Annotated in this window: 26 protein-coding genes and 2 pseudogenes; 9 read left to right on the top strand and 19 right to left on the bottom strand. The window is 70.7% G+C overall.

The annotated features are described in order from the left end of the window. Positions 1 to 35 precede the first annotated feature (35 nt). Positions 36 to 644: a TetR/AcrR family transcriptional regulator gene (locus ACI2L1_RS27890; RefSeq protein WP_404742164.1), complete on the top strand. Its 609-nt coding sequence runs from the start codon at positions 36 to 38 to the stop codon at positions 642 to 644. Between the two features lie 49 nt (positions 645 to 693). On the opposite strand, the gene kynU is transcribed toward ACI2L1_RS27890, so the two are convergent. From kynU to ACI2L1_RS27945, 11 genes are all read right to left on the bottom strand, one after another. After that, positions 694 to 1,896 carry a kynureninase gene (kynU, locus tag ACI2L1_RS27895; protein ID WP_404742123.1) on the bottom strand — a complete coding sequence of 401 codons (1,203 nt, stop codon included), beginning with the start codon at positions 1,894 to 1,896 and terminating at the stop codon, positions 694 to 696. Then, positions 1,889 to 2,731, bottom strand: a complete 843-nt coding sequence (locus ACI2L1_RS27900) for a tryptophan 2,3-dioxygenase family protein (protein ID WP_404742124.1) — start codon at positions 2,729 to 2,731, stop codon at positions 1,889 to 1,891. The genes kynU and ACI2L1_RS27900 overlap by 8 nt, the downstream gene beginning before the upstream one ends. A 148-nt stretch (positions 2,732 to 2,879) precedes the next feature. Continuing rightward, entirely contained in the window at positions 2,880 to 3,293 is a 414-nt protein-coding gene (locus ACI2L1_RS27905) for a DUF3151 domain-containing protein (protein WP_404742125.1), read from the bottom strand. A 469-nt stretch (positions 3,294 to 3,762) separates the two neighbouring features. Continuing rightward, positions 3,763 to 5,232, bottom strand: a complete 1,470-nt coding sequence (locus ACI2L1_RS27910; protein WP_404742126.1) for an MFS transporter — start codon at positions 5,230 to 5,232, stop codon at positions 3,763 to 3,765. Positions 5,233 to 5,298: 66 nt separating this feature from the next. Continuing rightward, on the bottom strand, positions 5,299 to 6,330 hold the full coding sequence (fbaA, locus tag ACI2L1_RS27915; protein ID WP_404742127.1) for a class II fructose-bisphosphate aldolase: 1,032 nt from the start codon (positions 6,328 to 6,330) through the stop codon (positions 5,299 to 5,301). A gap of 189 nt (positions 6,331 to 6,519) precedes the next feature. Continuing rightward, entirely contained in the window at positions 6,520 to 7,068 is a 549-nt protein-coding gene (gene pyrE, locus ACI2L1_RS27920; protein WP_404742128.1) for an orotate phosphoribosyltransferase, read from the bottom strand. A 10-nt stretch (positions 7,069 to 7,078) separates the two neighbouring features. Then, a complete protein-coding gene (locus ACI2L1_RS27925; protein ID WP_404742129.1) occupies positions 7,079 to 7,867 on the bottom strand; it encodes an aldose 1-epimerase in 789 nt (262 codons plus the stop codon). 13 nt (positions 7,868 to 7,880) lie between these two features. After that, on the bottom strand, positions 7,881 to 8,633 hold the full coding sequence (locus ACI2L1_RS27930; protein ID WP_404742130.1) for an SRPBCC domain-containing protein: 753 nt from the start codon (positions 8,631 to 8,633) through the stop codon (positions 7,881 to 7,883). A 70-nt stretch (positions 8,634 to 8,703) separates the two neighbouring features. Next, positions 8,704 to 10,338 carry a polyamine aminopropyltransferase gene (locus ACI2L1_RS27935; protein ID WP_404742131.1) on the bottom strand — a complete coding sequence of 545 codons (1,635 nt, stop codon included), beginning with the start codon at positions 10,336 to 10,338 and terminating at the stop codon, positions 8,704 to 8,706. A 35-nt stretch (positions 10,339 to 10,373) separates the two neighbouring features. Continuing rightward, positions 10,374 to 10,916: a DUF2617 family protein gene (locus ACI2L1_RS27940; protein WP_404742132.1), complete on the bottom strand. Its 543-nt coding sequence runs from the start codon at positions 10,914 to 10,916 to the stop codon at positions 10,374 to 10,376. A 391-nt stretch (positions 10,917 to 11,307) separates the two neighbouring features. Then, positions 11,308 to 11,628 carry a hypothetical protein gene (locus ACI2L1_RS27945; RefSeq protein WP_404742133.1) on the bottom strand — a complete coding sequence of 107 codons (321 nt, stop codon included), beginning with the start codon at positions 11,626 to 11,628 and terminating at the stop codon, positions 11,308 to 11,310. A gap of 129 nt (positions 11,629 to 11,757) precedes the next feature. On the opposite strand from ACI2L1_RS27945, the gene ACI2L1_RS27950 reads away from it, so the two are divergent. After that, on the top strand, positions 11,758 to 12,948 hold the full coding sequence (locus ACI2L1_RS27950) for a pyridoxal phosphate-dependent aminotransferase (RefSeq protein ID WP_404742134.1): 1,191 nt from the start codon (positions 11,758 to 11,760) through the stop codon (positions 12,946 to 12,948). Between the two features lie 90 nt (positions 12,949 to 13,038). Here the strand turns inward: ACI2L1_RS27950 and ACI2L1_RS27955 are convergent, their stop codons facing one another. Then, complete coding sequence (locus ACI2L1_RS27955; protein WP_404742135.1) at positions 13,039 to 13,593, bottom strand: Uma2 family endonuclease; 555 nt, start codon at positions 13,591 to 13,593, stop codon at positions 13,039 to 13,041. A gap of 173 nt (positions 13,594 to 13,766) precedes the next feature. Between ACI2L1_RS27955 and ACI2L1_RS27960 the strand changes: the two are divergent. Next, a pseudogene (locus ACI2L1_RS27960) lies at positions 13,767 to 14,204 on the top strand (aminotransferase class I/II-fold pyridoxal phosphate-dependent enzyme); the annotation flags it as partial. A 169-nt stretch (positions 14,205 to 14,373) separates the two neighbouring features. Here the strand turns inward: ACI2L1_RS27960 and ACI2L1_RS27965 are convergent. Together ACI2L1_RS27965 and ACI2L1_RS27970 are read right to left on the bottom strand one after the other, a co-directional pair. Beyond that, on the bottom strand, positions 14,374 to 14,637 hold the full coding sequence (locus ACI2L1_RS27965; RefSeq protein WP_404742136.1) for a type II toxin-antitoxin system RelE/ParE family toxin: 264 nt from the start codon (positions 14,635 to 14,637) through the stop codon (positions 14,374 to 14,376). Next, on the bottom strand, positions 14,630 to 14,899 hold the full coding sequence (locus ACI2L1_RS27970; RefSeq protein WP_247486646.1) for a type II toxin-antitoxin system Phd/YefM family antitoxin: 270 nt from the start codon (positions 14,897 to 14,899) through the stop codon (positions 14,630 to 14,632). Before ACI2L1_RS27970 ends, ACI2L1_RS27965 begins: the two co-directional genes overlap by 8 nt. Positions 14,900 to 15,010: 111 nt before the next feature. Here ACI2L1_RS27970 and ACI2L1_RS27975 point away from each other — a divergent pair. Beyond that, a pseudogene (locus ACI2L1_RS27975) lies at positions 15,011 to 15,650 on the top strand (hypothetical protein); the annotation flags it as partial. An 11-nt stretch (positions 15,651 to 15,661) separates the two neighbouring features. Here the strand turns inward: ACI2L1_RS27975 and ACI2L1_RS27980 are convergent. Beyond that, on the bottom strand, positions 15,662 to 16,186 hold the full coding sequence (locus ACI2L1_RS27980) for a YbjN domain-containing protein (protein WP_123990645.1): 525 nt from the start codon (positions 16,184 to 16,186) through the stop codon (positions 15,662 to 15,664). 140 nt (positions 16,187 to 16,326) lie between these two features. On the opposite strand from ACI2L1_RS27980, the gene ACI2L1_RS27985 reads away from it, so the two are divergent. Next, positions 16,327 to 16,815, top strand: coding sequence for a hypothetical protein (locus tag ACI2L1_RS27985; RefSeq protein ID WP_404742137.1), 489 nt, complete (start codon positions 16,327 to 16,329; stop codon positions 16,813 to 16,815). Positions 16,816 to 16,848: 33 nt separating this feature from the next. On the opposite strand, the gene clpB is transcribed toward ACI2L1_RS27985, so the two are convergent. Then, entirely contained in the window at positions 16,849 to 19,446 is a 2,598-nt protein-coding gene (clpB, locus tag ACI2L1_RS27990) for an ATP-dependent chaperone ClpB (RefSeq protein WP_404742138.1), read from the bottom strand. A 130-nt stretch (positions 19,447 to 19,576) separates the two neighbouring features. Between clpB and ACI2L1_RS27995 the strand changes: the two genes are divergently transcribed. Further along, positions 19,577 to 19,990: a pyridoxamine 5'-phosphate oxidase family protein gene (locus ACI2L1_RS27995; RefSeq protein WP_404742139.1), complete on the top strand. Its 414-nt coding sequence runs from the start codon at positions 19,577 to 19,579 to the stop codon at positions 19,988 to 19,990. A gap of 128 nt (positions 19,991 to 20,118) precedes the next feature. Here ACI2L1_RS27995 and ACI2L1_RS28000 read toward each other — a convergent pair whose 3' ends face one another. After that, complete coding sequence (locus ACI2L1_RS28000) at positions 20,119 to 20,454, bottom strand: hypothetical protein (protein ID WP_028807949.1); 336 nt, start codon at positions 20,452 to 20,454, stop codon at positions 20,119 to 20,121. Positions 20,455 to 20,459: 5 nt separating this feature from the next. Beyond that, positions 20,460 to 20,666, bottom strand: coding sequence for a hypothetical protein (locus ACI2L1_RS28005; protein ID WP_404742166.1), 207 nt, complete (start codon positions 20,664 to 20,666; stop codon positions 20,460 to 20,462). 152 nt (positions 20,667 to 20,818) lie between these two features. Here ACI2L1_RS28005 and ACI2L1_RS28010 point away from each other — a divergent pair, with 152 nt between their 5' ends. The 3 genes from ACI2L1_RS28010 to ACI2L1_RS28020 all read left to right on the top strand — a co-directional run bounded on the left by ACI2L1_RS28010 (position 20,819) and on the right by ACI2L1_RS28020 (position 23,997). Next, positions 20,819 to 21,793 carry a helix-turn-helix transcriptional regulator gene (locus ACI2L1_RS28010; RefSeq protein WP_404742140.1) on the top strand — a complete coding sequence of 325 codons (975 nt, stop codon included), beginning with the start codon at positions 20,819 to 20,821 and terminating at the stop codon, positions 21,791 to 21,793. 216 nt (positions 21,794 to 22,009) lie between these two features. Further along, entirely contained in the window at positions 22,010 to 23,008 is a 999-nt protein-coding gene (locus ACI2L1_RS28015; RefSeq protein ID WP_404742141.1) for a helix-turn-helix transcriptional regulator, read from the top strand. Next, complete coding sequence (locus tag ACI2L1_RS28020; protein WP_404742142.1) at positions 23,005 to 23,997, top strand: helix-turn-helix transcriptional regulator; 993 nt, start codon at positions 23,005 to 23,007, stop codon at positions 23,995 to 23,997. Before ACI2L1_RS28015 ends, ACI2L1_RS28020 begins: the two co-directional genes overlap by 4 nt. On the opposite strand, the gene ACI2L1_RS28025 is transcribed toward ACI2L1_RS28020, so the two are convergent. Next, a complete protein-coding gene (locus ACI2L1_RS28025) occupies positions 23,960 to 24,988 on the bottom strand; it encodes a LuxR C-terminal-related transcriptional regulator (RefSeq protein ID WP_404742143.1) in 1,029 nt (342 codons plus the stop codon). The genes ACI2L1_RS28020 and ACI2L1_RS28025 overlap by 38 nt on opposite strands. Positions 24,989 to 25,142: the final 154 nt, after the last annotated feature.

Genomic DNA, 25,142 nt, shown 5'->3' on the forward strand with positions numbered 1-25,142 from the left:
CTTCCGCGGATCCGGAGCGCACCGAGGAGGCCGTCATGTCCGCCGATCCCGGCACCGTCCGTCCCGGAGGGCGTACCGCGCGTGTCCGTACGGCCGTGCTGCGGGCGGCGGGAGATGTGCTCGCCGAGCAGGGGTTCGACCGCCTCGACCTCGCGGAGGTCGCCCGCCGCGCGGAGGTCGGCAAGACGACCGTGTACCGGCGCTGGGGGACGGTCACCGCGCTGGTGGCCGATCTGCTCGCCGACATGGCCGAGCAGTCGCTGCCCCGCACCCGCACCGGCTCGGTCCGCGACGACCTGCGGGCCAACGCCGCCCTGGTCCGGCGGACGCTCGCCGATCCCCGGCAGGGCGCGCTGTTCCGCGCGGTCATCGCCGCGGCGACCTGCGACGACCGTACGGCCGAGGCGCTGCGCCACTTCTACGACGTACGGGTCGCCGAGTGGGCCCCCTGCGTCGCGGAGGGCGTCACCCGCGGGGAACTGCCCCCCGGCACGGACCCGGCGACCGTCGTACGGGCGGTCTCGGCCCCCCTCTACTACGGCCTCCTCAGCACCGGGACCACCCCCGACCCCGCCGCCGCCGAACGCGCGGCCGACGCGGCGCTCGCGGCGGCGAAGGCGGGGGTGTACGTCACCCGGGACTGACGGCCGGCCGGACCGACCACTGGACTCCAGGACCCGGACCGCTTCCGCATCACCGAGCGTCCCCGAGGACCTCCCCCAGCACCCGCGCCGCCCGCTCCACGTCCGCGAACCCGACGTACAACGGCGTGAACCCGAACCGCAGCACGTCCGGATGCCGGAAGTCGCCCACCACACCCCGCTCGATGAGCCGCTTCATCACCTCACCGGCGTCGTCGCAGCGCAACGCGACCTGGCTGCCCCGCTCGGCGTGCGCCAGGGGTGTCACACACTCGACGCGGCCCTCACCGACGTACGACGAGACGCACTCCAGGAAGAAGTCCGTCAGGGCGAGGGACTTGGCGCGCACCGCCTCGACCGACACCCCGTCCCAGACCTCCAACGCCGCCTCCAGAGCGAGCATGGAGAGGATGTCCGGCGTGCCGACGCGCCCCCGCAGCGCGCCCGGCGCCGGCTCGTACGACGGTCGCATCCCGAAGGGCTCCACATGGGAGTTCCAGCCGGGCAGCGGGGAGTCGAAGCGGTCCTGGAGTTCGCGGCGCACATACAGGTACGCCGGTGAACCCGGGCCGCCGTTCAGGTACTTGTAGGTGCAGCCGACCGCGAGATCGACGCCGTGCGCGTCCAGCCCGACCGGCAGGGCACCCGCGCTGTGGCACAGGTCCCAGACGGCGATCGCGCCCGCGGCGTGCACGGCGGCGGTGAGTCCCGGCAGGTCATGGAGGCGGCCGGTGCGGTAGTCGACGTGGTTGAGCAGTACGGCCGCCGTACGGTCGCTCAGCACGTCCGGCACCTCCGCCGGAGTCACCGCGCGCAGGGTGCAGCCCGTCATCCGGGCCGCGGACTCGGCGATGTACCCGTCCGTGGGGAAGGTGGTCGCGTCGACCACGACCTCGTCCCGACCGGAATCCGGACCGCCGGCGAGCCGCACCGCCCCCACAAGTGCCTTGAAGACATTGACACTTGTCGAGTCGCCGACCACGATCTGCCCGGCCGCCGCCCCGACCAGCGGGGCGATCAGGTCACCGATCCGCTCGGGCGCGGTCCACCAGCCGCTCTCGTCCCAGGACCGGATCCGCAGGGCCCCCCACTGGCGCCGTACGACATCCTCGACACGCCCCGGTACGGCGGCCGGAAGCGCGCCGAGCGAGTTGCCGTCCAGGTACACCACGTCGTCGAGCACGAACCGGGAGCGCACGCCCGCCAGTTCATCACCGGCGTCCAACTCCTGTGCCTTGAAAGCGAGTTCAGACATGGGACCGTGCCGTCCACAGCTCCGGGAACACGTTCTTCTGCGCGCGCTTCTCCAGCCAGGCCACCCCGGCGGAGCCGCCCGTGCCGGCCTTGGCGCCCATCGCGCGCCGGGTGGCGACGAGATGGTCGTTGCGCCACCGCCACACCAGCTCGGCCACATCGGTCAACGCCTCGCCGAGACGGGCGAGTTCGTCGTCCTCCGGGCCGGAGTAGAGGGCCGTCCAGGCCGCCTCGACCTCCTCCGACGGCTCGTACCGCCGCGAGACGTCCCGCTCCAGCACAGCGACCGGAATCGCGTGCCCGCGCCGCGCGAGCAACCGCAGCACCTCGTCGTACAGACTCGGCTCGTGCAGCGCCTTCGCCAGCTCTGCGTGGACGCGGGGCGCGCCCCGGTGCGGGACGAGCATGGACGCGGACTTGTCGCCGAGCAGGAACTCCAAACGCCGGTACATCGCCGACTGGAACCCGGAGCCCTCACCGAGGGCGCCGCGATACGCGTTGAACTGCGCCGGGGTCAGCTGGCCGAGCGGCTTCCAGGAGGCGTTCAGCGCCTCCAGCTCCCGTACGGATCGTTTGAGCGCGGCGACCGCCGTCGGCACGTCGTCGCAGCGCAGCGCCTCCGCCGCGGTCTCCCACTCGTGGACGATGACGGTGAACCACAGCTCCATCACCTGGGTCGTGACCAGGAAGACCATCTCTCCGGGGTCGTCGGAGAGGGTGTGCTGGAGGTGGGTGAGCACGTCCGCCTTGACGTAGTCCTCGTACGGCGTCGTGCCTTGGAAGTCGAGATGCGGGGTCTCGGGCTCCTGCGATTCCTGAGCCTCATGGGACGACATCGCTGTCTCCTGTATTACTCCGGGTAGCGGTCCGCCCCTGCCGTCATCGACAGGGCGCCCCGGTCCCCGCGGCAAATCCTCTTCGATGGTCCCGCGAAATGGCAAGGTCCGCCTGCGCAGTCAGACGGACCTCACACCGGTCCGACGCTCAGCCCAGCGTCTGGGCCGCCGTAGCCGAGGAGTCCTTCAGGAACTGCGTGCAGCGCTCGTACTCCTCCTGCTCGCCGATGGCTCCGGCGGCACGGGCGAGGGCGTGCAGGGCACGCAGGAAGCCGCGGTTCGGCTCGTGCTCCCACGGGACCGGCCCGTGGCCCTTCCAGCCGCTGCGGCGCAGCGAGTCCAGGCCGCGGTGGTAGCCCGTACGGGCATACGCGTACGACTCCACGACGCTGCCCCGCTCGAACGCCTCGTCGGCCAGCTGCGCCCAGGCCAGCGAGGAGGTCGGGTACTGCGCGGCGACATCCGCGGGCGCGGTGCCGTTCGCCAGGAGCTCACGGGGCTCCGGGTCGTCGGGGAGGTGAGTCGGGGGCGGGCCCCCGAGGAGGTTTTCGTGAATCGACATGGGTCCAGTCTCCCTCGCCTGGGGCATGGTTTCGTCTGCGGGCCGGTGGGGGCCGGTCGCGCAGTTCCCCACGCCCCTGTGTGGGTGCGGTCACGGATGCCTGGCAGTGACCGTCTTGAGGGGCGCGGGGAACTGCGCGACCAGCCACAACGCACCCGCAGCCGCCCCCGTGCGCGGGCACAGCTCAACCCGCTTCACCACACCCACCCAGGCGGCGCGGGGAACTGCGCGACCAGCCCCCACCGGCCCGCGGACGCACCACGACAACCGCCCCCGTGCGCGAGCACAGCCCAACCCGCTTCACCACACCCACCCAGGCGGCGCAGGGAACTGCGCGACCAGCCCCCACCGGCCCGCGGACGCACCACGACAGCCGCCCCCGTGCGCGAGCACAGCCCAACCCGCTTCACCACACCCACCCAGGGGCGCGGGGAACTGCGCGACCAGCCCCCACGCACCCGCAGACGAACTACGACACCCTCCCCCGAGCCCTCTCCCCCTCCAGCGGCGGCGCCACCACCGCCCCGTGCGTCCGGCACTCCGGCCGACGGCACCCCGCCGGCAGCGCCCGTACCGTCGCGAAAGCCACCACGGAACCCACCACCAGCACCCCCGCACACACCGTCATCGCCCGCCCGAACGCACTGTCGAACGCCGTAGGCGACCGGTACGCCTCCTCGCCCATCCCCGTGACCAGCGGCAGCGCGGCCACCGCGATCAGGCCCGCCGCCCGGGCCGCCGCGTTGTTGATGCCGCTGGCCAGGCCGGCCCGCGAGGCGTCCACCGAGCCCAGCACCGTCGCCGTCAGCGGCGCGACCAGCGTGACCATGCCGGCGCCGAGGACCAGCAACGCGGGCAGCACATCGGTGAGATACGACGCCCCCGCCCCGACCCGCAGCATCAGCAGCATCCCCGCCGCGCACAGCAGCGGGCCGACGGTGAGCGGGATGCGCGGCCCGATGCGGTCGGCGAGGGCGCCCGAGCGGGCCGAGAACAACAGCATCAGGGCGGTCGTCGGCAGCAGGGCCGTACCGGCCTGGAGGGCCGAGTAGCCGACGACGACCTGGAGCTGGAGCGCGGCCAGGAAGAAGAACCCGCCGAAGGCCGCGTAGACGCAGAGGGTGACCAGGTTGACCGCGGTGAACTGCCGGGACGCGAAGATCCCGAGCGGCATCATCGGATCGGGTCGCCGCTTCTCCACGGCGACGAAGGCCACCCCGGCGGCCACGCCCGCGACCGCCGTGACGGCGACCACCAGGGAGCCGGAGCGGGCCTCGATCAGCGCGTACGTCACCAGCGCGAGGGCAAGCGCGCCGAGGACCGCGCCGAGCACGTCGAAACGTCCGTGGTCGGACCGTCCGTCCGCCGACTCCGGCACATGCCGTACGGCGATCGGCGCACACACCAGCGCCAGCGGGACGTTGAGCAGGAACACCCACCGCCAGCCCGGACCGTCCACCAGCCAGCCGCCCACGAACGGCCCGACGGCCGCCCCGATGCCGCCGAACCCGGACCACAGGCCGACGGCCCGGCCCCGGTCGTCGGGATGGAAGGAGGCCTGGATCAGGGCCAGCGACCCGGGCGTGAGCAGTGCGCCGCCCACCCCTTGGAGGGCCCGGGCGGCGACGAGGACGCCGGCGCCGGGGGCGAGGCCGCACAGCAGGGAGGCGGCCGCGAACCACACCACCCCGATCACGAAGACCTTGCGGCGGCCGTACCGGTCCCCGAGGGAGCCGCCGATCAGGATCAGCCCGGCCAGCGTGAGCATGTACGCGTTGACCGTCCACTGCAGGGCGGCGAGGTCGGCGTCCAGGTCGCGGCCGATGCGCGGCAGGGCGACGTTGACGACGGTCGAGTCCAGCATCGCCATGCTGGAGCCGAGGACGGTGGTGAGCAGGATCCACTTGCCCTGCGGTGAGGCCAGCCTGACGTCGGGCATGACCCCAGATATACAACGAGCCCGGTGCCGTGGCACCGGGCTCATCGCAAACAGCCGTGACGAGGCCTACTTGATCTTCGTGCCCGCCGAGCGCAGGTTCTGCGTGGCCTCGACGACACGGGCGGCCATGGAGGCCTCCGCGAGCTTGCCCCAGGTGCGCGGGTCGTAGGTCTTCTTGGAGCCGACCTCGCCGTCGACCTTCAGGACGCCGTCGTAGTTGCGGAACATGTGGTCGGCGACCGGACGCGTGAAGGCGTACTGCGTGTCGGTGTCGATGTTCATCTTGACCACGCCGTTCTCCAGCGCGGTGCGGATCTCGTCCTCCGTGGAGCCGGAGCCGCCGTGGAAGACGAAGTCGAACGGCTGGGAGCCGGCCGGCCTGCCGAACTTGGCGGCCACGCCGTCGTTCAGCTCCTTCAGCAGGTCGGGGCGCAGGACGACGTTGCCCGGCTTGTACACACCGTGGACGTTGCCGAAGGAGGCGGCCAGCAGGTAGCGCCCCTTCTCACCGAGGCCGAGCGCCTCGACCGTGCGCACCGCGTCGTCGACCGTCGTGTACAGGGAGTCGTTGATCTCGTGCGAGACGCCGTCCTCCTCGCCGCCGGTCGGGGTGATCTCGACCTCAAGGATGATCTTGGCGGCGCGGGCGCGCTCCAGGAGCTCCTGGGCGATGGAGAGGTTGTCGGCGAGGGTTTCCGCCGAGCCGTCCCACATGTGCGACTGGAACAGCGGGTTGCCGCCGGCCTTCACGCGCTCCTCGGAGACGGCCAGCAGCGGGCGTACATACCCGTCCAGCTTGTCCTTGGGGCAGTGGTCGGTGTGCAGGGCGACCGTGACCGGGTACTTCTCGGCGACGATGTGCGCGAACTCGGCGAGGGCCACGGAGCCCGTGACCATCTCCTTGCTGTACTGACCGCCCAGGAACTCGGCACCGCCGGTCGAGATCTGGATGATGCCGTCGCTCTCGGCCTCCGCGAAGCCGCGCAGCGCAGCGTGCAGGGTCTGGGTCGAGGTCACGTTGATGGCCGGGTAGGCGAACTTGCCTGCCTTCGCCCGGTCGAGCATCTCGTTGTAGACCTCGGGGGTTGCGATCGGCATGTGTCCGCTCCTTGTGTCTGCGGGTTGGCGTACTGCGTGCTTACGGCCCTGACCTAGACCTTGTGTGGGGGTTCGACGTCATCGTCGGCCCCATCTTTCCAGACGTACCCGGATGCTTCGCCCGAGGTGTCCAGCCTGTGGGCTGCGCTCCCTGGGGGATAACCCCCAGAGCCCCAGCAGAAAAGACTGTCAGTCGAGCCCCAGCTCGTCCTTCGAGTACGCGAAGAGGTACGGGACGCCCGCGCCCTGTTCGATCTTCTCGGCGGCGCCGGTCGCCCGGTCCACGATCGTGACGACGGCGACGACCTCCGCGCCGGCCTCGCGCACCGCTTCGACCGCGGTGAGCGGGGAGCCGCCGGTGGTGGAGGTGTCCTCGACGACCAGCACCCGGCGGCCGGCGATGTCGGGGCCCTCGACCCGTCGCTGCATGCCGTGCGCCTTGGCCGCCTTCCGTACGACGAAGGCGTCCAGGCGCTGCCCGCGCGCGGCGGCGGCGTGCAGCATGGCTCCGGCGACCGGGTCGGCGCCCATGGTCAGCCCGCCGACCGCGTCGAACTCCAGGTCCGCGGTCAGGTCCAGGAGCACCTGCCCGACCAGCGGGGCCGCTTCACCGTCGAGGGTGACGCGGCGAAGGTCGACGTAGTAGTCGGCCTCAAGGCCCGACGACAGGGTCACCTTGCCGTGCACCACGGCCTTGTCGAGGATCTGCTGCTTCAGGGCGGCGCGTGCGTCAGTCATGCCTGCCAGCTTAGAGGCGCCGCCAGCTCCAGGTCGTCGAGGCCTCCAACGGCTCCAGCGGCGTGACCAGGCGCGGCAGTGTGTTCAGGCCGTTGGGCGGCCCGGTCTGCGGCTCCACGCAGACGGCGGCCTCCTGCTCGTCGTAGACCACGACCCATTCCTCGCGGCTCGCGACCTTCAGCTCCAGCTGCCTGGGCCAGGTGAGTGTGACGTCCACACCGTCGGGCATGCCGAAGCAGTCGTCCCAGGGGCTCGGCTTCGGGTCGACGCGGTTGCCGGTGGGCAGGTGGTCCTCGCCGCGCTCCTCCTGCCAGGCGGGGGTGAAGTCGAGCTGTACGCCCTCGCCGCCGAGGTTGCGGTTGAACCAGGGGTGCCAGCCGATCTGGGCCGGGAAGGAGGAGTCGTACGTCTCCACGGACATCGTGAGCGTCAGGGCGTCCGGGGTGAGCAGCGCGAGCTGGGTGATGCGGCCCTGGTAGGGCCAGGGCTCGACGAGGTCGTACGTGAGGACGGCCTCGTCGGTGGTCGTGCGGGCGACGCTCCAGGCGCCGTCGCGGGCCGTGCCGTGGATGGCGTGGGGCGGGGAGTTGAGCGGCATCTGGTGCAGGTCGGCGCCGTCGCGGAACCGTCCGTCACGGATCCGTCCGCACCAGGGGACCATCGGGAAGCAGCCGAAGCGCTCTCCCTGCCGCAGCAGTTCGACACCCCCGACCCGAAGTCCCCCGACCCGTCCGCCGTTTCCCGGCTGCAAGGTCACTTCCGCGTCGCCCGCGGTCAGTGTGATGTCTTCGTGGCTCACGGGATGACAGTACTCAACGGCGTTTTCTCAGTACCCGGGTCACCACGATCGCCGACGCCAGGACCACTGCCGCCGCCGGTGCCGCCCAGCGGAGGGTCGCGCCCGAGGCCACCGTCTGGGGGGCCGGGACCGGGGCGTAGCGGCCCCTGGGGGGTGCGTGGTCGACCTCCTCGGCGCTGCGGCCGATCATCGTGCGGCGGGCGTGGGCGGCTTCGGCCGGGGGGCCGGCGGGTTCGGTGAAGTCGTCGGCGACGGGTGCCGGGAGCTCCTCCGGGGGCTCCGCCACCTTCGGGGACTCCACCGGGGGCTCCACCGCCTCCGGGATCTCCACGGGCTCCGGTTCCTCCTCCGTCTCGGCCAGGGCCTCCGCGAAGCGGTTCAGCAGGCGTACGACCGCGGAGCCCACCGCGTCCTGGGGGAGTTCCGTGACGCGGCCGTCGGCCGTCGCGGTGCCGTCGAAGGTGAGGGTCGTGCCGCCGTCCGTGTCGCGCAGGCGAAGGGCGAGGGCGAGCTTGACCGAGCCGGTGCCGCGGGTCTCGGTGGCGTCGCCCTCGACGGCGTAGGAACCGTCGTCCCGGCCGGAGACGTGGACCGTGCCCCGGTAGGTGATGGAGTGGCTGCCGACCCGCACCTTGAGGCGCCCGGTGATGGGTTCCGCGCCGGCGTCCTGCTGGAGCCCGGGAACCGCCCGGGCGACCCTGACGGGATCCCCCAGCGCCTCCCTCAGCCGCTCGACCGGAACCGGAACGAACACCTCATGCTCCATGGTTGCCGAGCCTACCCAGGGGCGACCGCCGTGCACGCCCGTTGGTGGAAAGTGACCGCGCCCGTCCGTCTCAGTACCGCGGATGCACCAACGTCGAGGCCGTCAGACCCTTGATCCTCGTCGCCTCCGCCGCCCTCTGCGCCGCTCGCAGCGACTCCTGGGTCAGGGTCGCCGGTCCGGGCCCGCGGGGGTCCAGGCCGGGCTCCGGGCTCGCTCCCCGCGCCGCCAGCACGAAGCCCCAGTCGCGCGGGGCGCGGGACGCCGTGCGGTCGGGGCCCGCGGCGAATCCGGAGTCGCGGCCGCCGACGCTGTAGGGCGTGGTGTGCAGGCCGGCCGCGCGCATGGTCGCGTCCACGGTCCAGAAGGCGCGGCAGCGGGAGGTGACCGGCCCTGCGCGCACGACGAGGCGGCCGTCCGGGGTCAGGAGGCGGCGGACGAGGCCGTAGAACTCCTCCGAGTACAACTTGGTGCTCGCGGTGATGCCGGGGTCGGGCAGATCGGCGATCACCACGTCGTACGCCGGCACGGTCGCCGCCGTCCGCAGCCACCAGAACGCTTCCGCCGTGGTGACGTGCAGGCGCGCGTCGCCGTACACATGGCCGTTGAGCCGGGAGAGCGCCGGGTCGCGGCGGGCCAGGTCCACCACCGCGGGGTCGAGTTCGACGACGTCGACCCGCCGTACGCCCCGATGGCGCAGCACCTCGCGAGCGGCGAGGCCGTCACCGCCGCCGAGGACGAGCACACGCGCGTGGAGGCCGTTCATCGCGGGGTGGACGAGGGCCTCGTGGTAGCGGTGCTCGTCGCGGCCGCTGACCCTGAGGCGGCCGTCGAGGAAGAGGGAGAGGGGGCGGCCGTGGGTGCCGCCGGTGAGGACGACCTCCTGGAGGCCGGTCTGCATCGCGACGCGTACGTCGTTGCCGTAGACCGCCTCCCGCGCGGCCCGTTCGAAGTCGTCGACGAGGACGGCGGCGGTGGCGAGGACGCCGAGCACGGCAAGGTTGGCGGTCAGCAGCAGCCAGCGGGCCCGGCGGGTGAGGTCGCGTCGGAACAGGCCGAGGACCAGGGCGCCGCCCGCGACCGCATTGACGGTGCCGGTGAGTATCACGCCGGTCAACTGGCCCAGCAGGGGCAGCAGAAGGAAGGGGAAGGCCAGGCCGCCGACCAGCGCGCCGACGTAGTCCGCCGCGAACAGGTCGGCCACCGCGCCGCCCGCGTCCTGGCGGCGGATGCGCTGGATCAGTTCCATCAGCAGAGGGACTTCGGCGCCGATGAGCAGGCCGATGGCCAGGGAGAAGGCGACCAGGAGCCAGCGCGGGCCGCTCGCCCACAGACCGTCCCAGTCACCGGTCCACGCGAAGACGGCGTACAGCGCCATCGCACTGCAGCCGCCGACCAGGGCGAGCAGCGCCTCCAGCACGCCGAAGGCCGCCGCCGCCCGCCAGCGCAGCCCCTTGGCCGCGAGCGAGCCGATGCCCATCGCGAAGACCATGACGGACAGCACCACCGAGGCCTGGGTGACCGAGTCGCCGATCAAGTACGAGGCGAGCGCGACCAGTTCGAGCTCGTACACCAGTCCGCAGGCCGCGCAGACGAAAACGCAGGCGAGGACCATGAACCGCCCCGTCCCCTGCCGGAGCGGCAGCCGCGCGGGCCCGGCCCAGGGCGGCGGAGCGCCGGGCGGGGCGGGAGCGTGCGGCTCGATCACGTTGCGACGTTACGTCACGGCTACGGCACGCTTTGTCACCCACACGTGTGGAACTGACCCGTGCACTCCACCGGAACCCGGACCCCGACCCGAGTCCGCGTGGCCACCAACTGCCCGTCCTGCGGGTACGCATGCCAGGTCCGCCAGTGCACCTGCCCCTCGTACCGCTGAGCCAGCATCGCCGTGAAGGCGTGCGGGCTGCCCGGAAAAACCCCGGCAAGCCCGTTCGGATGATCGGACACCAGCGCCAGCAACTCCTGTGCCCGTCCGGCGAACTGCCCCGGCGACAACCGCTCAAGCCGGGCGGCGAACTCGTACTCCCAGTCCCCAGACCGCTTGGCCACGCCCAGCGGCAACGGCGTACTGCTGCCGGCGATGCACGCCACCGTCTCCGAGCACGTGCCCCGCTCCTCCTCCAGAAGTACCTGGTGGGAGGCGCCGAGGAGTCTCAACTGAAGCTTCGTCCCGGCGAGTTCGAGGTCGAGCGTGGCGAGGGCGGGCAGCGGCTCGCGCCCCAGGGCCCAGGCGAGGTCGGCCGCGCGCGTGTCGGTATAGGAAGTGTTCAGGGTCGTGAGCATGGGTCGGCTCCGCTGGCACGCAAAGAAAGGGTGGAGTGGGGTTCCGGCACACCCGGGCGACTGTGGGGGGATCGGCCCGGTCAGCCCAGTCGGGACGTCAGGAGGTGTCCGTGGGACGTCCGAGGGGCTGCGTTGGTGACTTAGAGGGAATCATGAACGGTGGCGCCACCACAGCGCTTTTACCCAACTTCGTGGGGTTTCCACCCCTCCGTGGGCTCCACAGCTCAACTGTTCAACCACGGCGTGCGCCACGGCGGCCGGAGCGTACACCGGAGCACCGGAGTGAAGAAGCGACAAACGGGGGCGTGGGTCCCGACCCAGGCCCGGACCCACGCCCCCGCTCCCCCGTCTCCGGATGCGGTTCCCCCTGCCGGAGCTCAGCTGCCCCGTGTCAGCTGCCTCCCCCGCATCCGCCCCCGCCGCCGCACGACGACCCCCCACCACAGGACGACCCACCACCACAGGACGATCCACCACCGCAGGAGTGACCGCCATGGTGTCCGCCGCCCCCGGAGTGACCGCCATGGTGGCCGCCGCCCCCGAAGTCCGATCCCCCTCCGCCGTCACCGACCCACCAGCTGCCGCTGCCCGCGGCGCCGCCACCGCCGGCGGCCCGCACACGCCGACGCACCGAACCGTTCCTGAACACGACGGCCGCCACACCCACCAGGAACACGACCACGAAGACCACCAGGATGATGCCGATGACCATGGCTCACCCTCCTTCCTTGACCCCCCGAAGCGACCCCCCGTGGGCGCCTCGCTGGTTGCGTGAGCTGGAGATGCCCCTCCGCCTCACACGCCAAAGCAGAGTTGAGGAACTCCAGAGCTTGGGCGCAGGATGACCGGCATGACCTCCAGCGCGCGCCCCCTGCTCAACCGCCGTCTCACCGAGTTCGGGACGACGATCTTCGCCGAGATGTCCGCCCTGGCTCTGCGGACCGGTTCGATCAACCTGGGCCAGGGCTTCCCCGACACCGACGGCCCCGAAGAGGTCAGGGAGGCGGCCGTGCGGGCGCTGCGCGACGGGCGCGGCAACCAGTACCCGCCGGGCCCGGGCGTCCCGGAACTGCGCACCGCGATCGCCGCGCATCAGGAACGCCGCTACGGCCTGTCCCACGACCCCGACACCGAGGTCCTGGTCACGGCCGGCGCCACGGAGGCCATCGCCGCCGCGCTGCTCGCCCTGGTCGAGCCGGGTGACGAGGTCGTGGCCCTGGAGCCGTACTACGACTCCTACGCGGCCTGTATCGCGATGGCGGGCGGGACCAGGGTCCCGGTCACCCTGCGGCCGCACGACAGCAGTTTCCGCCTGGACCTGGACGAACTGCGCGCCGCCGTCACCGACCGGACCCGGCTCCTCTTGATCAACACCCCGCACAACCCGACCGGCACGGTCCTCACCCGCGGGGAACTCACCGCGATCGCCGAACTGGCCGTGGAGCGGGACCTGCTGGTGGTCACGGACGAGGTGTACGAGCACCTGGTGTTCGACGAGGCCGAGCACCTGCCCCTCGCCACCTTCCCGGGGATGCGCGAGCGCACGGTCACGATCGGCTCGGCCGGCAAGACCTTCTCCTTCACCGGCTGGAAGGTCGGCTGGATCACGGCGGCGCCCGGACTGGTCTCGGCGGTCCGCTCGGCGAAGCAGTTCCTGACGTATGTCTCCTCCGGGCCGTTCCAGTACGCGGTCGCCGAGGCGCTCGCCCTCCCCGACAGCTACTTCACCGCGTTCCGCGAGGACATGCTGGCCAAGCGCAACCTGCTGGCGAACGGCCTGGCGGAGGCCGGTTTCGAGGTCTTCAGGACCGCCGGCACCTACTTCATCACCACCGACATCCGCCCCCTCGGCGAGAGCGACGGTTTCGCCTTCTGCCGCGCCCTGCCCGAACGCTGCGGGGTGGTGGCGATCCCGAACGCCGTCTTCTACGACCACCGCGAGCAGGGCGCGCCCTTCGTACGGTTCGCCTTCTGCAAGCAGACGGCGGTGCTGGAGGAGGCGGCCGCCCGGCTCAAGAAGCCGACCGCATGACAGCCGACCGGCGTACCGGCGACACGTACGCGGCTGCCCCGAGCGGCCACGCACCCACACCGCCGGCGCTGCCGCACCGGGGATTCTTCGTCAGCGGGCGTCTGCCTCGGGCTCCGGGCGCGGGAGCTCGTCGAGGTCGAGGGTGAAGGTGCGGCCGTCGGCCAAGGTGATGGGGAGCTTGCCCGTGCCGTACTTGTGCGTGTGTGCCGCGATGTACCCCGTGGCGGTCGGCTGGGTGTGGAGGACGACTTCCTGCGCGTACGGGTCCACGATCAGATAGATCGGGATGCCGTAACGGCCGTACTTCGCGGTGCAGTCGTCATAGTCCTTGCGCGCGGAGGAGGTCGAGACGACCTCGGAGATCAGCAGGACGTCCTCGAAGCTGTAGCGCTTGCCTTCCTTGCTTGCGTCCTCGCGCAGGATCGCGAGGTCGGGGGCGGAGTTCTCGTCGGCGGGGAAGTCGATGTAGACGTCGGAGGTGACCTTCGCGTGACGGCCGAGGGCGAGAGCGGAGTCGATCTGCATCGACCTGATGGTGCTGGAGTGCTCTTCGCTCTGCGGGGTCATGATCACCTTTCCGTCGGCCCCGAACAGGACCGTGTACCCCTTGGGGAACTCGGTGTGCACGATCGCGTCGACGCTCATGGACGGCTCCTTCCCGTGTGTGGTCAGGATACGACGGACAGTGCCGCGTCACCGAGCCCGGCGGTACGGCCGGAGGACCGGTCCGGACGGGTTGCCCGGCTGGCTCACCGGCGGAGCCGGAAATCCGCGGCCGGGCCTGTCACACGACAAACGAATGGGTAGGCCAACCAGGTGTCGGCTGGATCACGGCGGCGCCCGGACTGGTCTCGGCGGTCCGCTCGGCGAAGCAGTTCCTGACGTATGTCTCCTCCGGACCGTTCCAGTACGCGGTCGCCGAGGCGCTCGCCCTCCCCGACAGCTACTTCACCGCGTTCCGCGAGGACATGCTGGCCAAGCGCAACCTGCTGGCGAACGGCCTGGCGGAGGCCGGTTTCGAGGTCTTCAGGACCGCCGGCACCTACTTCATCACCACCGACATCCGCCCCCTCGGCGAGAGCGACGGCTTCGCCTTCTGCCGCGCCCTGCCCGACCGCGCGGGCGTCGTCGCCATCCCGAACGCCGTCTTCTACGACCACCGCGAGCAGGGCGCGCCCTTCGTACGGTTCGCCTTCTGCAAGCAGACGGCGGTGCTGGAGGAGGCCGCATCCCGGCTCAAGTCGCTGGCCGCGTAACAGCCGTACGGTCTGGGCTCCTCCGTGGACCTCACCCCCGCACCGGAGGAGTCACGTGTCAGCAGACACCATCGCGGCGCATGGCCACGACGCCGGCAAGTGCTTCGGCAACACGAAACTGCAACCTTCTGGATCGGTGCTGGACATTCTGACCCGATGTCAGGAGTGCTCAGGTGTCGTAGACGGTGGAGCGATGCCCGACGTGGACGACCCACACCACCAGCTCGCCGTTGTCGAGCGTGTAGATCACGCGGTAGTCGCCTACCCGTAGGCGGCGCCGGTCGGGCTGGGAGACGAGGGCCGTGGTGTTGAACCCCATCGGGTCGCTCTCCAGCTCAGTCAGCTTGGCCAAAATGCGGAGGGCCATGTCCCGCGGGACCTTGCGGAGTTCGGCCTGAGCCTCGGCTCGGAAGACGGTGCGGTACTCACTCACTGCGCGCCAGCGTCTCCCTCATGATGTCCTCGATCGGGATGCCGGGCGCCGGGTTGCTCATGCGCTCGTCAATGATCCGGTTGATCTCGCGCTCTTCCCACTCCTGGTATTTGCGCAGCACCTCGATGGACACCACGGCGGCGACCTGCTTGCCGCGCCGGGTGATGACGGTAGGTACGTCGTCCCGGTCGGCCCGCTCAACCACCTCGGCCAGGTGTGCCCGGACATCGCGGATGGACTCTATGGGCATTGGCTGTGTCATGCACCAAGGGTACCGAGTGTCCCATGTGTACACAATGGCTCGCTTGGAAGTGCAGCCCTGTGGGCCCGGCATGCGAATGAGTGCGCGAACGGGGAGCGGGCTGGATCACGGCGCTGGGTCTGGGCGGGCATCCTGGCCACCCTCGCGGTCCTGTCCCGGCCCAACGGTGTCGCGGTCGCGGCGGCGGTCCTCGTGACGGCGGCGTACGAGCTCGTGCGGCGCCTTCGGCGGAATCGAAAAGTTACCCACAGGCTGTGGACGGGCGCCGCGCTCGCCCCGCTCGGCTGGCTCGGGTACGTGCTGTGGGCCGGTCACCGCAGGGGCGACCCGCTCGGCGGCTACTTCGAGGTGCAGCGCCGGTGGGGCTCCCGCTTCGACCTCGGCCGGGGCTCCCTGCGCTTCGTACGGCACCTGGTGCTGCAGGGCGACCGGCTGGTCTTCCCGATGGCGATACTGCTGGTCGCCGCCGCCGTACTCCTGTACGCCCTGCTGCTGGTCCACCCGCGCCCCGCTCCCCCTGCTGGTCCACACCGGCGTACTCCTGCTGATCGCGCTCGGCGGGTCGGGGTTCTTCGCGTCCAAGCCGCGGTTCCTGCTGCCCGCCTTCCCGCTGCTGCTGCCGCTCGCGCGGGCGCTGGTGCGGACGGCGAGAGCCCGGCCCTGGCACGCGGCCGTGGGGGCCGGCGCCCTGGCCGGGCTCTCGTTCGGCTATGGGGCGTACCTGGTCGTGATCGCCGAGACGCCCCTGTAGCGGGAGGACGCCTACTCGTCGTCCTCGGGCTTCTCCGCGTCGTTGACTTCCTCCTCAAGGCCGAGCTGCTCGACGAGCCACTTGTCGAACTCGATGGCGGCGCGCACCCAGCTGACGGTCGACGAGACGAAGTGCTCCAGGCTGACGCCAGTGCCGATCAGCATCTGCGCCTCGCCGATCAGACGGACGGTGCCGTCGTCGTGCGTGTGGCTGTAGACCTTGGGCCACAGGGTGCGCCGGTTCCAGTCGTCGATGGACTCCAGCAGCTGCGGCTTCTCGTCGATCTGGTGGGGCCGGTCGTAGAACGTCCGCACCGAGAAGACCTGCTGGTCACCCTCGCCACGGAACATGAAATACGTACGGAACTGCTCCCACGGCGCCGCGAGGTCACCCTCGTCGTCGACGACATACTTCAGCTCCATCTGGTCGAGGAGCTGCTTCACAAGATCCTGATCCGGGACGACGGGGCCCGCCGGTCCTTGCTGCGGCTCGGGCTGGCCCCCGAAGTTCGGAATCGAGGACGGGTCGATGGTCACCGTGAATTTCCCTTCGTACGGATTCCGCCATCCTCCCCCATCCGGGGAGGGGGGTGGCAAGCCCGGACGGAACCTGTCCCCCCAGGGCTGACATGATCCGGTCAGCCAGATAGAACCGGTGCCGGGGAAACGGGGAAGACATGACCGAGCCGCTGACCGAAACGACGCCGGAACAGGTCGTGCCCGGCAGGACCAGATGGGGGGTGGTCGCGGCGATCCTGGCCGTGCCGACGCTGGTGGTGGCGGGCCTGATCGCGCTGCTGGTCGCCTGGCTGTTCACGGACGACTCGACCGACACGGGCTTGCGGACGACCTCGTGCACCCGGGCACTGGCCTACGGCGGGGCGAAGACGCCGGCCGGGGCGCACGACGCCGCGTGCGAGCTGCGGGCCGGGCTGATACCCCGGTACGAGGCCGCCTTCCGCATGCCGCGCGACGGAGTGCACCAGTGGCTGGCGGCCTCGTACCCCGGCGCGCCCGAGCCGCGGACCAGTCAGTGCGGCGGCGGGGCGGTGGACGAGTGCCTGGACCTGGACGGCGGGGACACGGCCGCTGCCGTCGTACGGGTGGAGGTCACCTACGACGGACCGATCTGGTCCCGGGTGCGGTTCGTGGCGTTCAAGGAGTGAGGAGGAGGCGGGGCCTCCTCCTCACCGGGCTCCTCAGAGCGTCTTGCCGCTCGCCGGTCCCACGATCAGGCCGTCCCCGAAGGCGTCCACCCGGACCGTGTCGCCGTCCTTGACCTCGCCGGACAGGATCTCCTTGGCGAGTCGGTCGCCGATCGCGGTCTGGACGAGGCGGCGCAGCGGGCGGGCGCCGTAAGCCGGGTCCATGCCCTCGTCGGCGAGCCAGGCCAGGGCCTCGTCGGTGACCTCCAGGGTGAGCCGGCGCTCGGCGAGCCGCTTCGCGAGCCGGTCGATCTGGAGCCGGGCGATCCGGCCGAGCTCCTCCTTGTTCAGGGCGGAGAAGACGACCAGGTCGTCGAGCCGGTTCAGGAACTCCGGCTTGAACGAGGCCCGCACGACCTCCAGGACCTGCTCCTTCTTCTCGCTCTCGCTGGTGATCGGGTCGACGAGGAACTGGCTGCCCAGGTTGGAGGTCAGCACCAGGATGGCGTTTCGGAAGTCGACCGTACGGCCCTGACCGTCCGTCAACCGGCCGTCGTCCAGCACCTGGAGGAGCACGTCGAAGACCTCCGGGTGCGCCTTCTCCACCTCGTCGAGGAGTACGACGCTGTACGGCCGCCGCCGCACCGCCTCCGTCAACTGGCCGCCCTCTTCATAGCCGACGTAGCCGGGAGGCGCGCCGACGAGCCGGGCGACGGTGTGCTTCTCGCCGTATTCCGACATGTCGATGCGGACCATCGCCCGCTCGTCGTCGAAGAGGAAGTCGGCGAGGGCCTTGGCGAGTTCGGTCTTGCCGACGCCGGTGGGGCCGAGGAAGAGGAAGGAGCCGGTGGGCCGGTCGGGGTCGGCGATGCCGGCCCGGGTGCGCCGTACGGCGTCGGAGACGGCCCGCACGGCCTCGCCCTGGCCGATGAGCCGCTTGCCCAACTCCTCCTCCATGCGCAGGAGTTTCTGCGTCTCGCCCTCCAGGAGACGGCCCGCCGGGATGCCGGTCCAGGCGGCGACGGTGTCGGCGATGTCGTCGGCGCCGACCTCCTCCTTGACCATGGTGTCCTTGGCGGCCTCCTCCTCGGCCTCGGAAGCCGCCTCCAGGTCCCGTTCCAGAGTGGGGATCTCGCCGTACAGCAGCTTGCTGGCGGTGTCGAAGTCGCCGTCGCGCTGGGCGCGTTCGGCCTGACCGCGCAACTCGTCCAGCTTCTCCTTCAGTTCACCCACCCGGTTGAGGGACTGCTTCTCCTTCTCCCAGCGGGCGGTCAGGCCCCGCAGCTCCTCCTCCTTGTCGGCGAGGTCGCGGCGCAGCCGCTCCAGGCGCTCGCGGGAGGCCGGGTCGGTCTCCTTGACCAGTGCGAGCTCCTCCATCTTCAACCGGTCGACTCCGCGCTGGAGTTCGTCGATCTCGACGGGCGAGGAGTCGATCTCCATACGGAGCCGGGAGGCCGCCTCGTCGACGAGGTCGATGGCCTTGTCGGGCAGGAAGCGGGAGGTGATGTACCGGTCGGAGAGGGCCGCGGCGGCCACCAGCGCGCTGTCGGCGATCTGCACCTTGTGGTGGGCCTCGTAGCGCCCCTTGAGTCCGCGCAGGATGGCGATGGTGTCCTCGACGGTGGGCTCGGCGACCAGCACCTGCTGGAAGCGGCGCTCCAGGGCGGGGTCCTTCTCGATCCGCTCCCGGTACTCGTCGAGGGTGGTGGCGCCCACCATCCGCAGCTCACCGCGCGCCAGCATCGGCTTCAGCATGTTGCCGGCGTCCATGGAGGAGTCCCCGCCGGCGCCCGCCCCCACGACGGTGTGCAGCTCGTCGATGAAGGTGATGATCTGGCCGTCGGAGTCCTTGATCTCGGCGAGGACGGTCTTCAGCCGCTCCTCGAACTCACCGCGGTACTTGGCACCGGCGACCATGGCCCCGAGGTCCAGCGCGACGAGCCGCTTGTTCTTGAGCGACTCGGGCACGTCCCCCTTCACGATCCGCTGGGCGAGTCCTTCCACGACGGCGGTCTTGCCGACGCCCGGCTCACCGATGAGGACGGGGTTGTTCTTGGTGCGGCGGCTGAGCACCTGCACGACCCGGCGGATCTCCTGGTCGCGGCCGATGACGGGGTCGAGCTTGCCGTCCCGTGCGGCGGCGGTGAAGTCGGTACCGAACTTCTCCAGGGCCTTGTACTGCCCCTCGGGGTCGGCGGTGGTCACCCTGCGCCCTCCTCTGGCCTTCTGGAAGGCGTCGAGCAGCTTCTTCGGGGTGGCCCCCTGCTGGGTCAGCACCTCACCGGCCGGTCCGCCCTTGGCGGCGATGCCCACGAGCAGGTGCTCGGTGGAGAGGTACTCGTCACCGAGGTCCTTGGCGCGGGCCTGCGCGTCGGCGATGACGGACAGCAGCTCGCGGTTGGGCTGCGGCGGCGCGACGGTGGACCCGGTCACGCTGGGCAGCCCGCCGAGGACCTTCTCGGCCCCCGACCGCACGGCGGCCTGATCGGCGTCGACGGCGGCCAGCAGATCGACGATGTTCGCGTTGTCCTGCCCCTGGAGCAGAGCGAGGAGCAGGTGGGCGGGGGTGAGGTCCGGGTGTCCCTCGGTCACGGCCCGGTTGCTGGCCGCGTTGATCGCGTCCCGGCTCCGGTTGGTCAGCTCGGCATCCACGTGTCCGTACTCCTCCTCGGTGTCAGCTCTCCGGTACCGACTCCTGCACTGACTCAGTCAGCGTACATAAAGTTGAGTCTATTCCACTCAAGGCGATGTCCGGGAAAGATGGGGGGACTAGCTTCCCGGCATGACCTCCTACGCCCAGGACCCGGGTGCCCCGGACCCGTCGTTTCTCAGCTTCTGGCGGGAACGGCATCTGTGCACACTGACCACCCTCCGCCCGGACGGGAGCCCGCATGTGGTGCCCGTCGGGGTGACATACGACCCGGAAGCCGGTCTCGCTCGGGTGATCGCGAGCCGGACGAGCGCGAAGGTACGGCATGTGCTGGCGGCCGGGGAGGGTGGGGCACGGGTTGCGGTGTGCCAACTGGAGGGGCGGCGGTGGGCGACGCTGGAGGGGCGGGCGGTCGTACGCACGGAACCGGAGCGGATCGCGGAGGCGGAGCGCCGGTACGCCGAGCGCTATGGGCGGACACCTCGGCCGAACCCCTCGCGGGTGGTCGTGGAGATCTCACTGACGACGGCGATGGGGCACTTTTGAGCCACCGCCCGATCACCCGATACCCGGAAATGTCCCCGGAAAATGCAGCGGCGTCACCGTGTTCAGGTCACGGTGACGCCGCTGCGGGGGGAAGCACCTGAGCGATCTGTTACGACGGGGGAATCGCGTCAGGCACTGCGGGGGGTGGCTGAGATGGTCCGGGGGGTGGGGGTTTCCGGTTCCACCAGCCGATGGTCTCGTTGGTCCAGGTTCACAAAGATCATTCCGTACCGGATGGCACACCGAACGGGCTGCGGCGCCCCTCGGGGCCGCCGCAGACACCGGTACGCCCGTACGTCCTCGTCCTCGTCCCGCGTGACGACCACCGGTTCGCCGAAGACGGTCACCATCAACGAGTCACCGGAGTGGGGGATCGCGGTGACCAGATCGATGAAGTGCCAGCCGGAGCGGTAGGCGGTGGCCATTTCTCTGCGGAAGGAGCGGTCGTCGGGTGGGGTGGTCATCGGCCTCAGTCCCACTTGCTGTCGGCCGGAACCACAACCACGTCGACCACGTCGTCGTCCGCAACGACGACAGACTGCGCACCACCCGTCTCGCGCGCATCGCTCTTCGCACCGGATAGGCCACTCAGAGCTCCGAAGGCCACAACGGTGGAGAAGGCGGCGACAAGCACCGAGCGAAGCATTCTCTTACGCATAGTCGGCTTCGTCCTCACTTGAAGGTCCCCTCTTCCCCCGTCGAGTAAGACGATGGCTCATTCAGGCACGTCATGGCCACACGATCGGTGCATCATGTTCCTGCATGTTCAGGACCCTGGGGGGTGGAGATTTGGCAACAAATGGGATTAAGGCGACACATCCCCATGCGATGACCGAGTTGTGCGAAGAGGGAAGCCGCCTCTACGCGAACGCTCTGCGCACGGGACGGATCCTTCGGGCGGACATCAGGCCCGCCCCCTGTCTGATGGAGTTCGCCCTTCTGCACCCCGATCCCGACGACGCGAACTGGCTGCGACCCGTCTCACCCGCCGTCGCCCTGGCGCAGCGCCTCCACCCCATAGAGCATGAGATCAGCGAGAACCGGCGGCTGTCGATCGCGCTCACCGAGGCCTTCGAACCGTTCATGGCCCTCAGCACGCAGGAGACCACCTCCACCCACTCGATCACCGTGCTGGAGGGCCTCGACCGCATCAACGCGGCGCTCGACCTGGCCACCGCCCAGTGCCAGACCGAGATGCTCACGGTCCAGCCGAGCGGTGGCCGCAGCTCGGAGACCAGGCTCATGGAGGCACTGGAACGCGACAAACCGCTCATCGAACGCGGTGTACGAATCCGGACCCTCTACCAGCACACGGCCAGATACAGCCCGGAGCGGCTCGCCTGGGTGGACCAGTTCGCCGACGGGAAGGCGGAGTACCGCACCATCGACGAACTGGTCGAGCGCCTCATCATCCTCGACGAGACCGTCGCGTTCATCCCCACCCGTGACGACCGGCAGGTTGCCCTGGAGCTCCGTCATCCCGGCCTGGTCCGGTACCTGATCAAGGTGTTCGAGTTCATGTGGACCCGTGCCGTCCCCCTGAACGCCGGCGCCCCCTACGAAACGGCTCCCGACGGCATCACGGACATCCAGCACTCCATAGCCAAGCTGCTCGTGGAAGGCCACGTCGACGAGGCGATCGCCCGGCGCCTGGGAATGAACGTACGCACATGCCGAGCCCACATCGCCAAGCTCGCGACCGCTCTTGGCAGCGGCAGCCGCGCCCAGCTCGGCTTCCTCATAGCACAGTCGGGGATCCTCAAGCCCGACGAGCCGATACCAGGGGGAGACGACCACCCGTGACCGGGGCTCATACGCACGGAGCCGAGGAACTGTGCGAGGCGGGCCTGAACCTGTACACCCGTGCGCTGCGGGAAGGACGGGTGCGTGCCGCGGAAGCGGACGACACGCCGTGTCTGGTCGATCTCAGTCGCTCCTCCACCTCGGCAGCGACAGTCGCGCCCAACTCGGCTATCTCATCGCCGAGTCAGGAATCCTCAAGCAGGAGGGAGTGACCGAGTGACCCCGGTGCCACATCCGGAGCACGGCGTGGAAAGCCTGTGCGCGGCGGGGACGGAGCTGTACGCACGTGCCCTGCGCGAGGGGTTCGTGCTCGGTGTCGATGCCAAGGAGGCGCCCTGTCTGGTCGACTTCGGCCTTCTGCATCCCGCCGTCACGGACCTGGACCGGCTGGAGCCGGTCGCCCCGGCGGTCGCCCTGCACCGCATGCTGCGGATCGCGGAGGAGCGCATCGCGGACGAACGGCGGCGCGAGGCCCGGCTGGCCGAGACGTTCGAGCCCCTGATGCGGATCGAAGGCCGCCGTACGGGCGCCGACGACTCCTCGATGATCAGTGTCCTCAGTGGACTCGACCTCATCAGCCGGGTCATCGGTCAGGCCATGGCCGCGGGCTCCGAACTGCTGGCCATCCAGCCGAACACCAGCGACAGACACACCCAGCCACCGCCCCCGGTGCATGTCGACGCCTTCGACCGCGACCAGGCCCTGCTCGACCGGGGCGGCCGTATCCGTACCCTCTACCAGCACACCCTCCGCCACGCCCCCAGCGTCGTGGCCCGTTACGAGCGTCTGCGGGGCGACGTGGAGGCCCGTTCCATGGACGAGGTGACGGAACGCCTGATCGTGGTGGACCGGACCGTGGCCTTCATCCCCGCCAGCAAGGACCGCACCCTGGCCCTGGAGGTCCGCCACCCCGCCCTGATCTCCTTCTTCGTCACCGCCTTCGACCGGCTGTGGCGACTGGCGACCCCGATGTACCCGGAAGCGGTACAGCCGCCCACCCGAAACGGCATCACCCCCCGTCAGCAGGCCATCGCCGCCCTCCTCGTCGAGGGCCACACCGACGCCGTGATCGCCGACCGCCTCGGCATGAACATCCGCACCGCCCGCGTCCACATCGCCAAACTCGCCGCCACCCTCGGCAGCGAGAGCCGCGCCCAACTCGGCTATCTCATCGGGCAGTCCGGCATCCTCGGCCAGGAGGACTCGGGCGAGTGACGACGACGGCCGCCCATGTGCCGCACGGTCCGGATGACCCCTGCCCGGCAGGCATCGAGCTCTACGGACGTGCCCTGCGCGAGGGCGGAATCGGCAGGCGGGACGCCTCGCCCGTCCCCTGTCTCAGGGAGACCGGGCTGCTCCGGGCCGACCCTCGGGACCCCGCCCGGCTGGAAGCCGTCTCCCCCGCCCTGGCCCTGCACCGGATGCTCCGCGCCACCACCGACCGCGTGGTGCACGCACGGCAGCGGGAGGCGCGGCTGGCCGAGGCGTTCGTACCGCTGCTGCGGATCGACGGAAGGGGTGCGGCGGCCGCGGAGCGTCCGGCGATCAGAGTCCTCAGCGGGACCGGCCCGATCAACGAGGCCATCACCGAGGCCATGACCGGCGCCGTGCGCGAACTGCTGTGTGTGCAGCCCAACGTCCACTACAGCGACAGCCGGGGCGCCGCGGCGCAGGTCGTCGCGATGGGCCGGGACCAGGCGCTCCTCGACCGCGGCGGCCGTATCCGCACCCTGTACCAGCACACCCAGCGCCATATGCCGCTCGTCCTCGCCCGCTACGAGCAGCTTCGCGGCGATGCCGAGGCCCGCTCCCTGGACGAGGTGACCGACCGGCTCATCGTCGCCGACCGGGACGTCGCCTTCGTGCCCGCCGGCGAGGACGGCACGCTCGCGCTGGAGGTCCGGCATCCGGCCCTGGTGGAGTTCCTGGCCGACACCTTCGACCGGCTGTGGTGGCAGGCCACGCCGATGTACCCGCAGACCGTCCACCGGCCCAGCCTGAACGGGATCACCCCCCGCCAGCGCGCCATCGCCGGACTGCTCGTGGAGGGCCACACCGACGCCGTGATCGCCGACCGCCTCGGCATGAACATCCGCACCGCCCGCGTCCACATCGCCAAACTCGCCGCCACCCTCGGCAGCGACAGCCGCGCCCAACTCGGCTATCTCATCGGGCGGTCCGGGATTCTTGACCGGGGAGCGTGAGGGGGGTGACGGGCGTCCGGCCGTCCAGGCCCACCTGCGCTATCCGGACGCCCAACTGGGTACGGCTCGCCGCCCCCAGCGTCTCCGAGAGCCGCGCGATATGAGCCCTGCAGGTGCGGACGCTTATGCCGAGGCGTTCCGCGATGACCGCGTCCTGGTGGCCCTCCGCGAGCAGGGCCGCGATGGACTGCTCGCGGTGGGAGATGCCCTCGATGCCGGTGTCGGGGAGGGGGGCGGTGAGAGGGATCGCCAGGCGCCACAGGCGTTCGAAGACCGTCACCAGGTACTCCACCAGCGCGGGATGGCGCAGTTCCAGGGCGAGCGTGCGGTCGGCGTTCGCGGGGATGAAGGCCACCGTGCGGTCGAAGAGGATCAGTCGGTCGATGACCTCGTCCAAAGTGCGGGCCTGGACGGAACCGCCCATCAGTTCCAGGTAGTTCAGCAGGCCCTGGCCGTGACGCGCCACGTGGGTGTACAGGTCCCGCATGCGCACGCCCCGGCCGCGGAGCGCGAGCGCCCGGTGCAGGCCCTCCGTCAGTTCGTGCTCGGGGCGGATGCCGCCCGGCTGGACGGTGATGACCTCCGTGGTGCACGCCTCGGTCGCCTCGTCCATCGCGGCCTGGATGCGGGAGAGACCGTCCAGGACACGGATCGCGGTGCCCTCCCCGGCGCCCGCGACGACACTGGGTCCCAGGCCCGCGTACCGCTCCACCGCGGCGACCGCCGCGCCGACCCGGCGCTGGCTCGCGCTGACCTCGTCGTGGACCCCGCGCAGCAGCCGGGTCATGACCTCCTGCGGTGCCGTCGGCACCAGCCAGTCCATGTCGTCGGGGTCCGGGTGCAGCAGGGCCAGTTCCAGCAGACAGGGCACCGCTTCGGCGTCGGCGCGCGGCACCCGCCCGCGTCGTACGGCCCGGGAGTACACCCGGTCCCCGACCTCGCACAGCCGGTCAGCACCGTGTGGATGGTCGTCCGCCCCGTACCCGGCCATTGCCCATCCCACCCCCGGTTCCAGGTCTACCGCCCTCTTGTCCTGTTTCCCCATCGAGGCGTCGAAGCCTCCTCGGCCCCGCAACTATGCGCGGCCCCGACCGGCTCCGCAACACGGCTCCTCGGGCCAAGGCCCGGGAATACGGCCGGTATGC

Source organism: Streptomyces sp. NPDC019531 (assembly GCF_044903305.1).
Classification (GTDB): Bacteria; Actinomycetota; Actinomycetes; order Streptomycetales; family Streptomycetaceae; genus Streptomyces.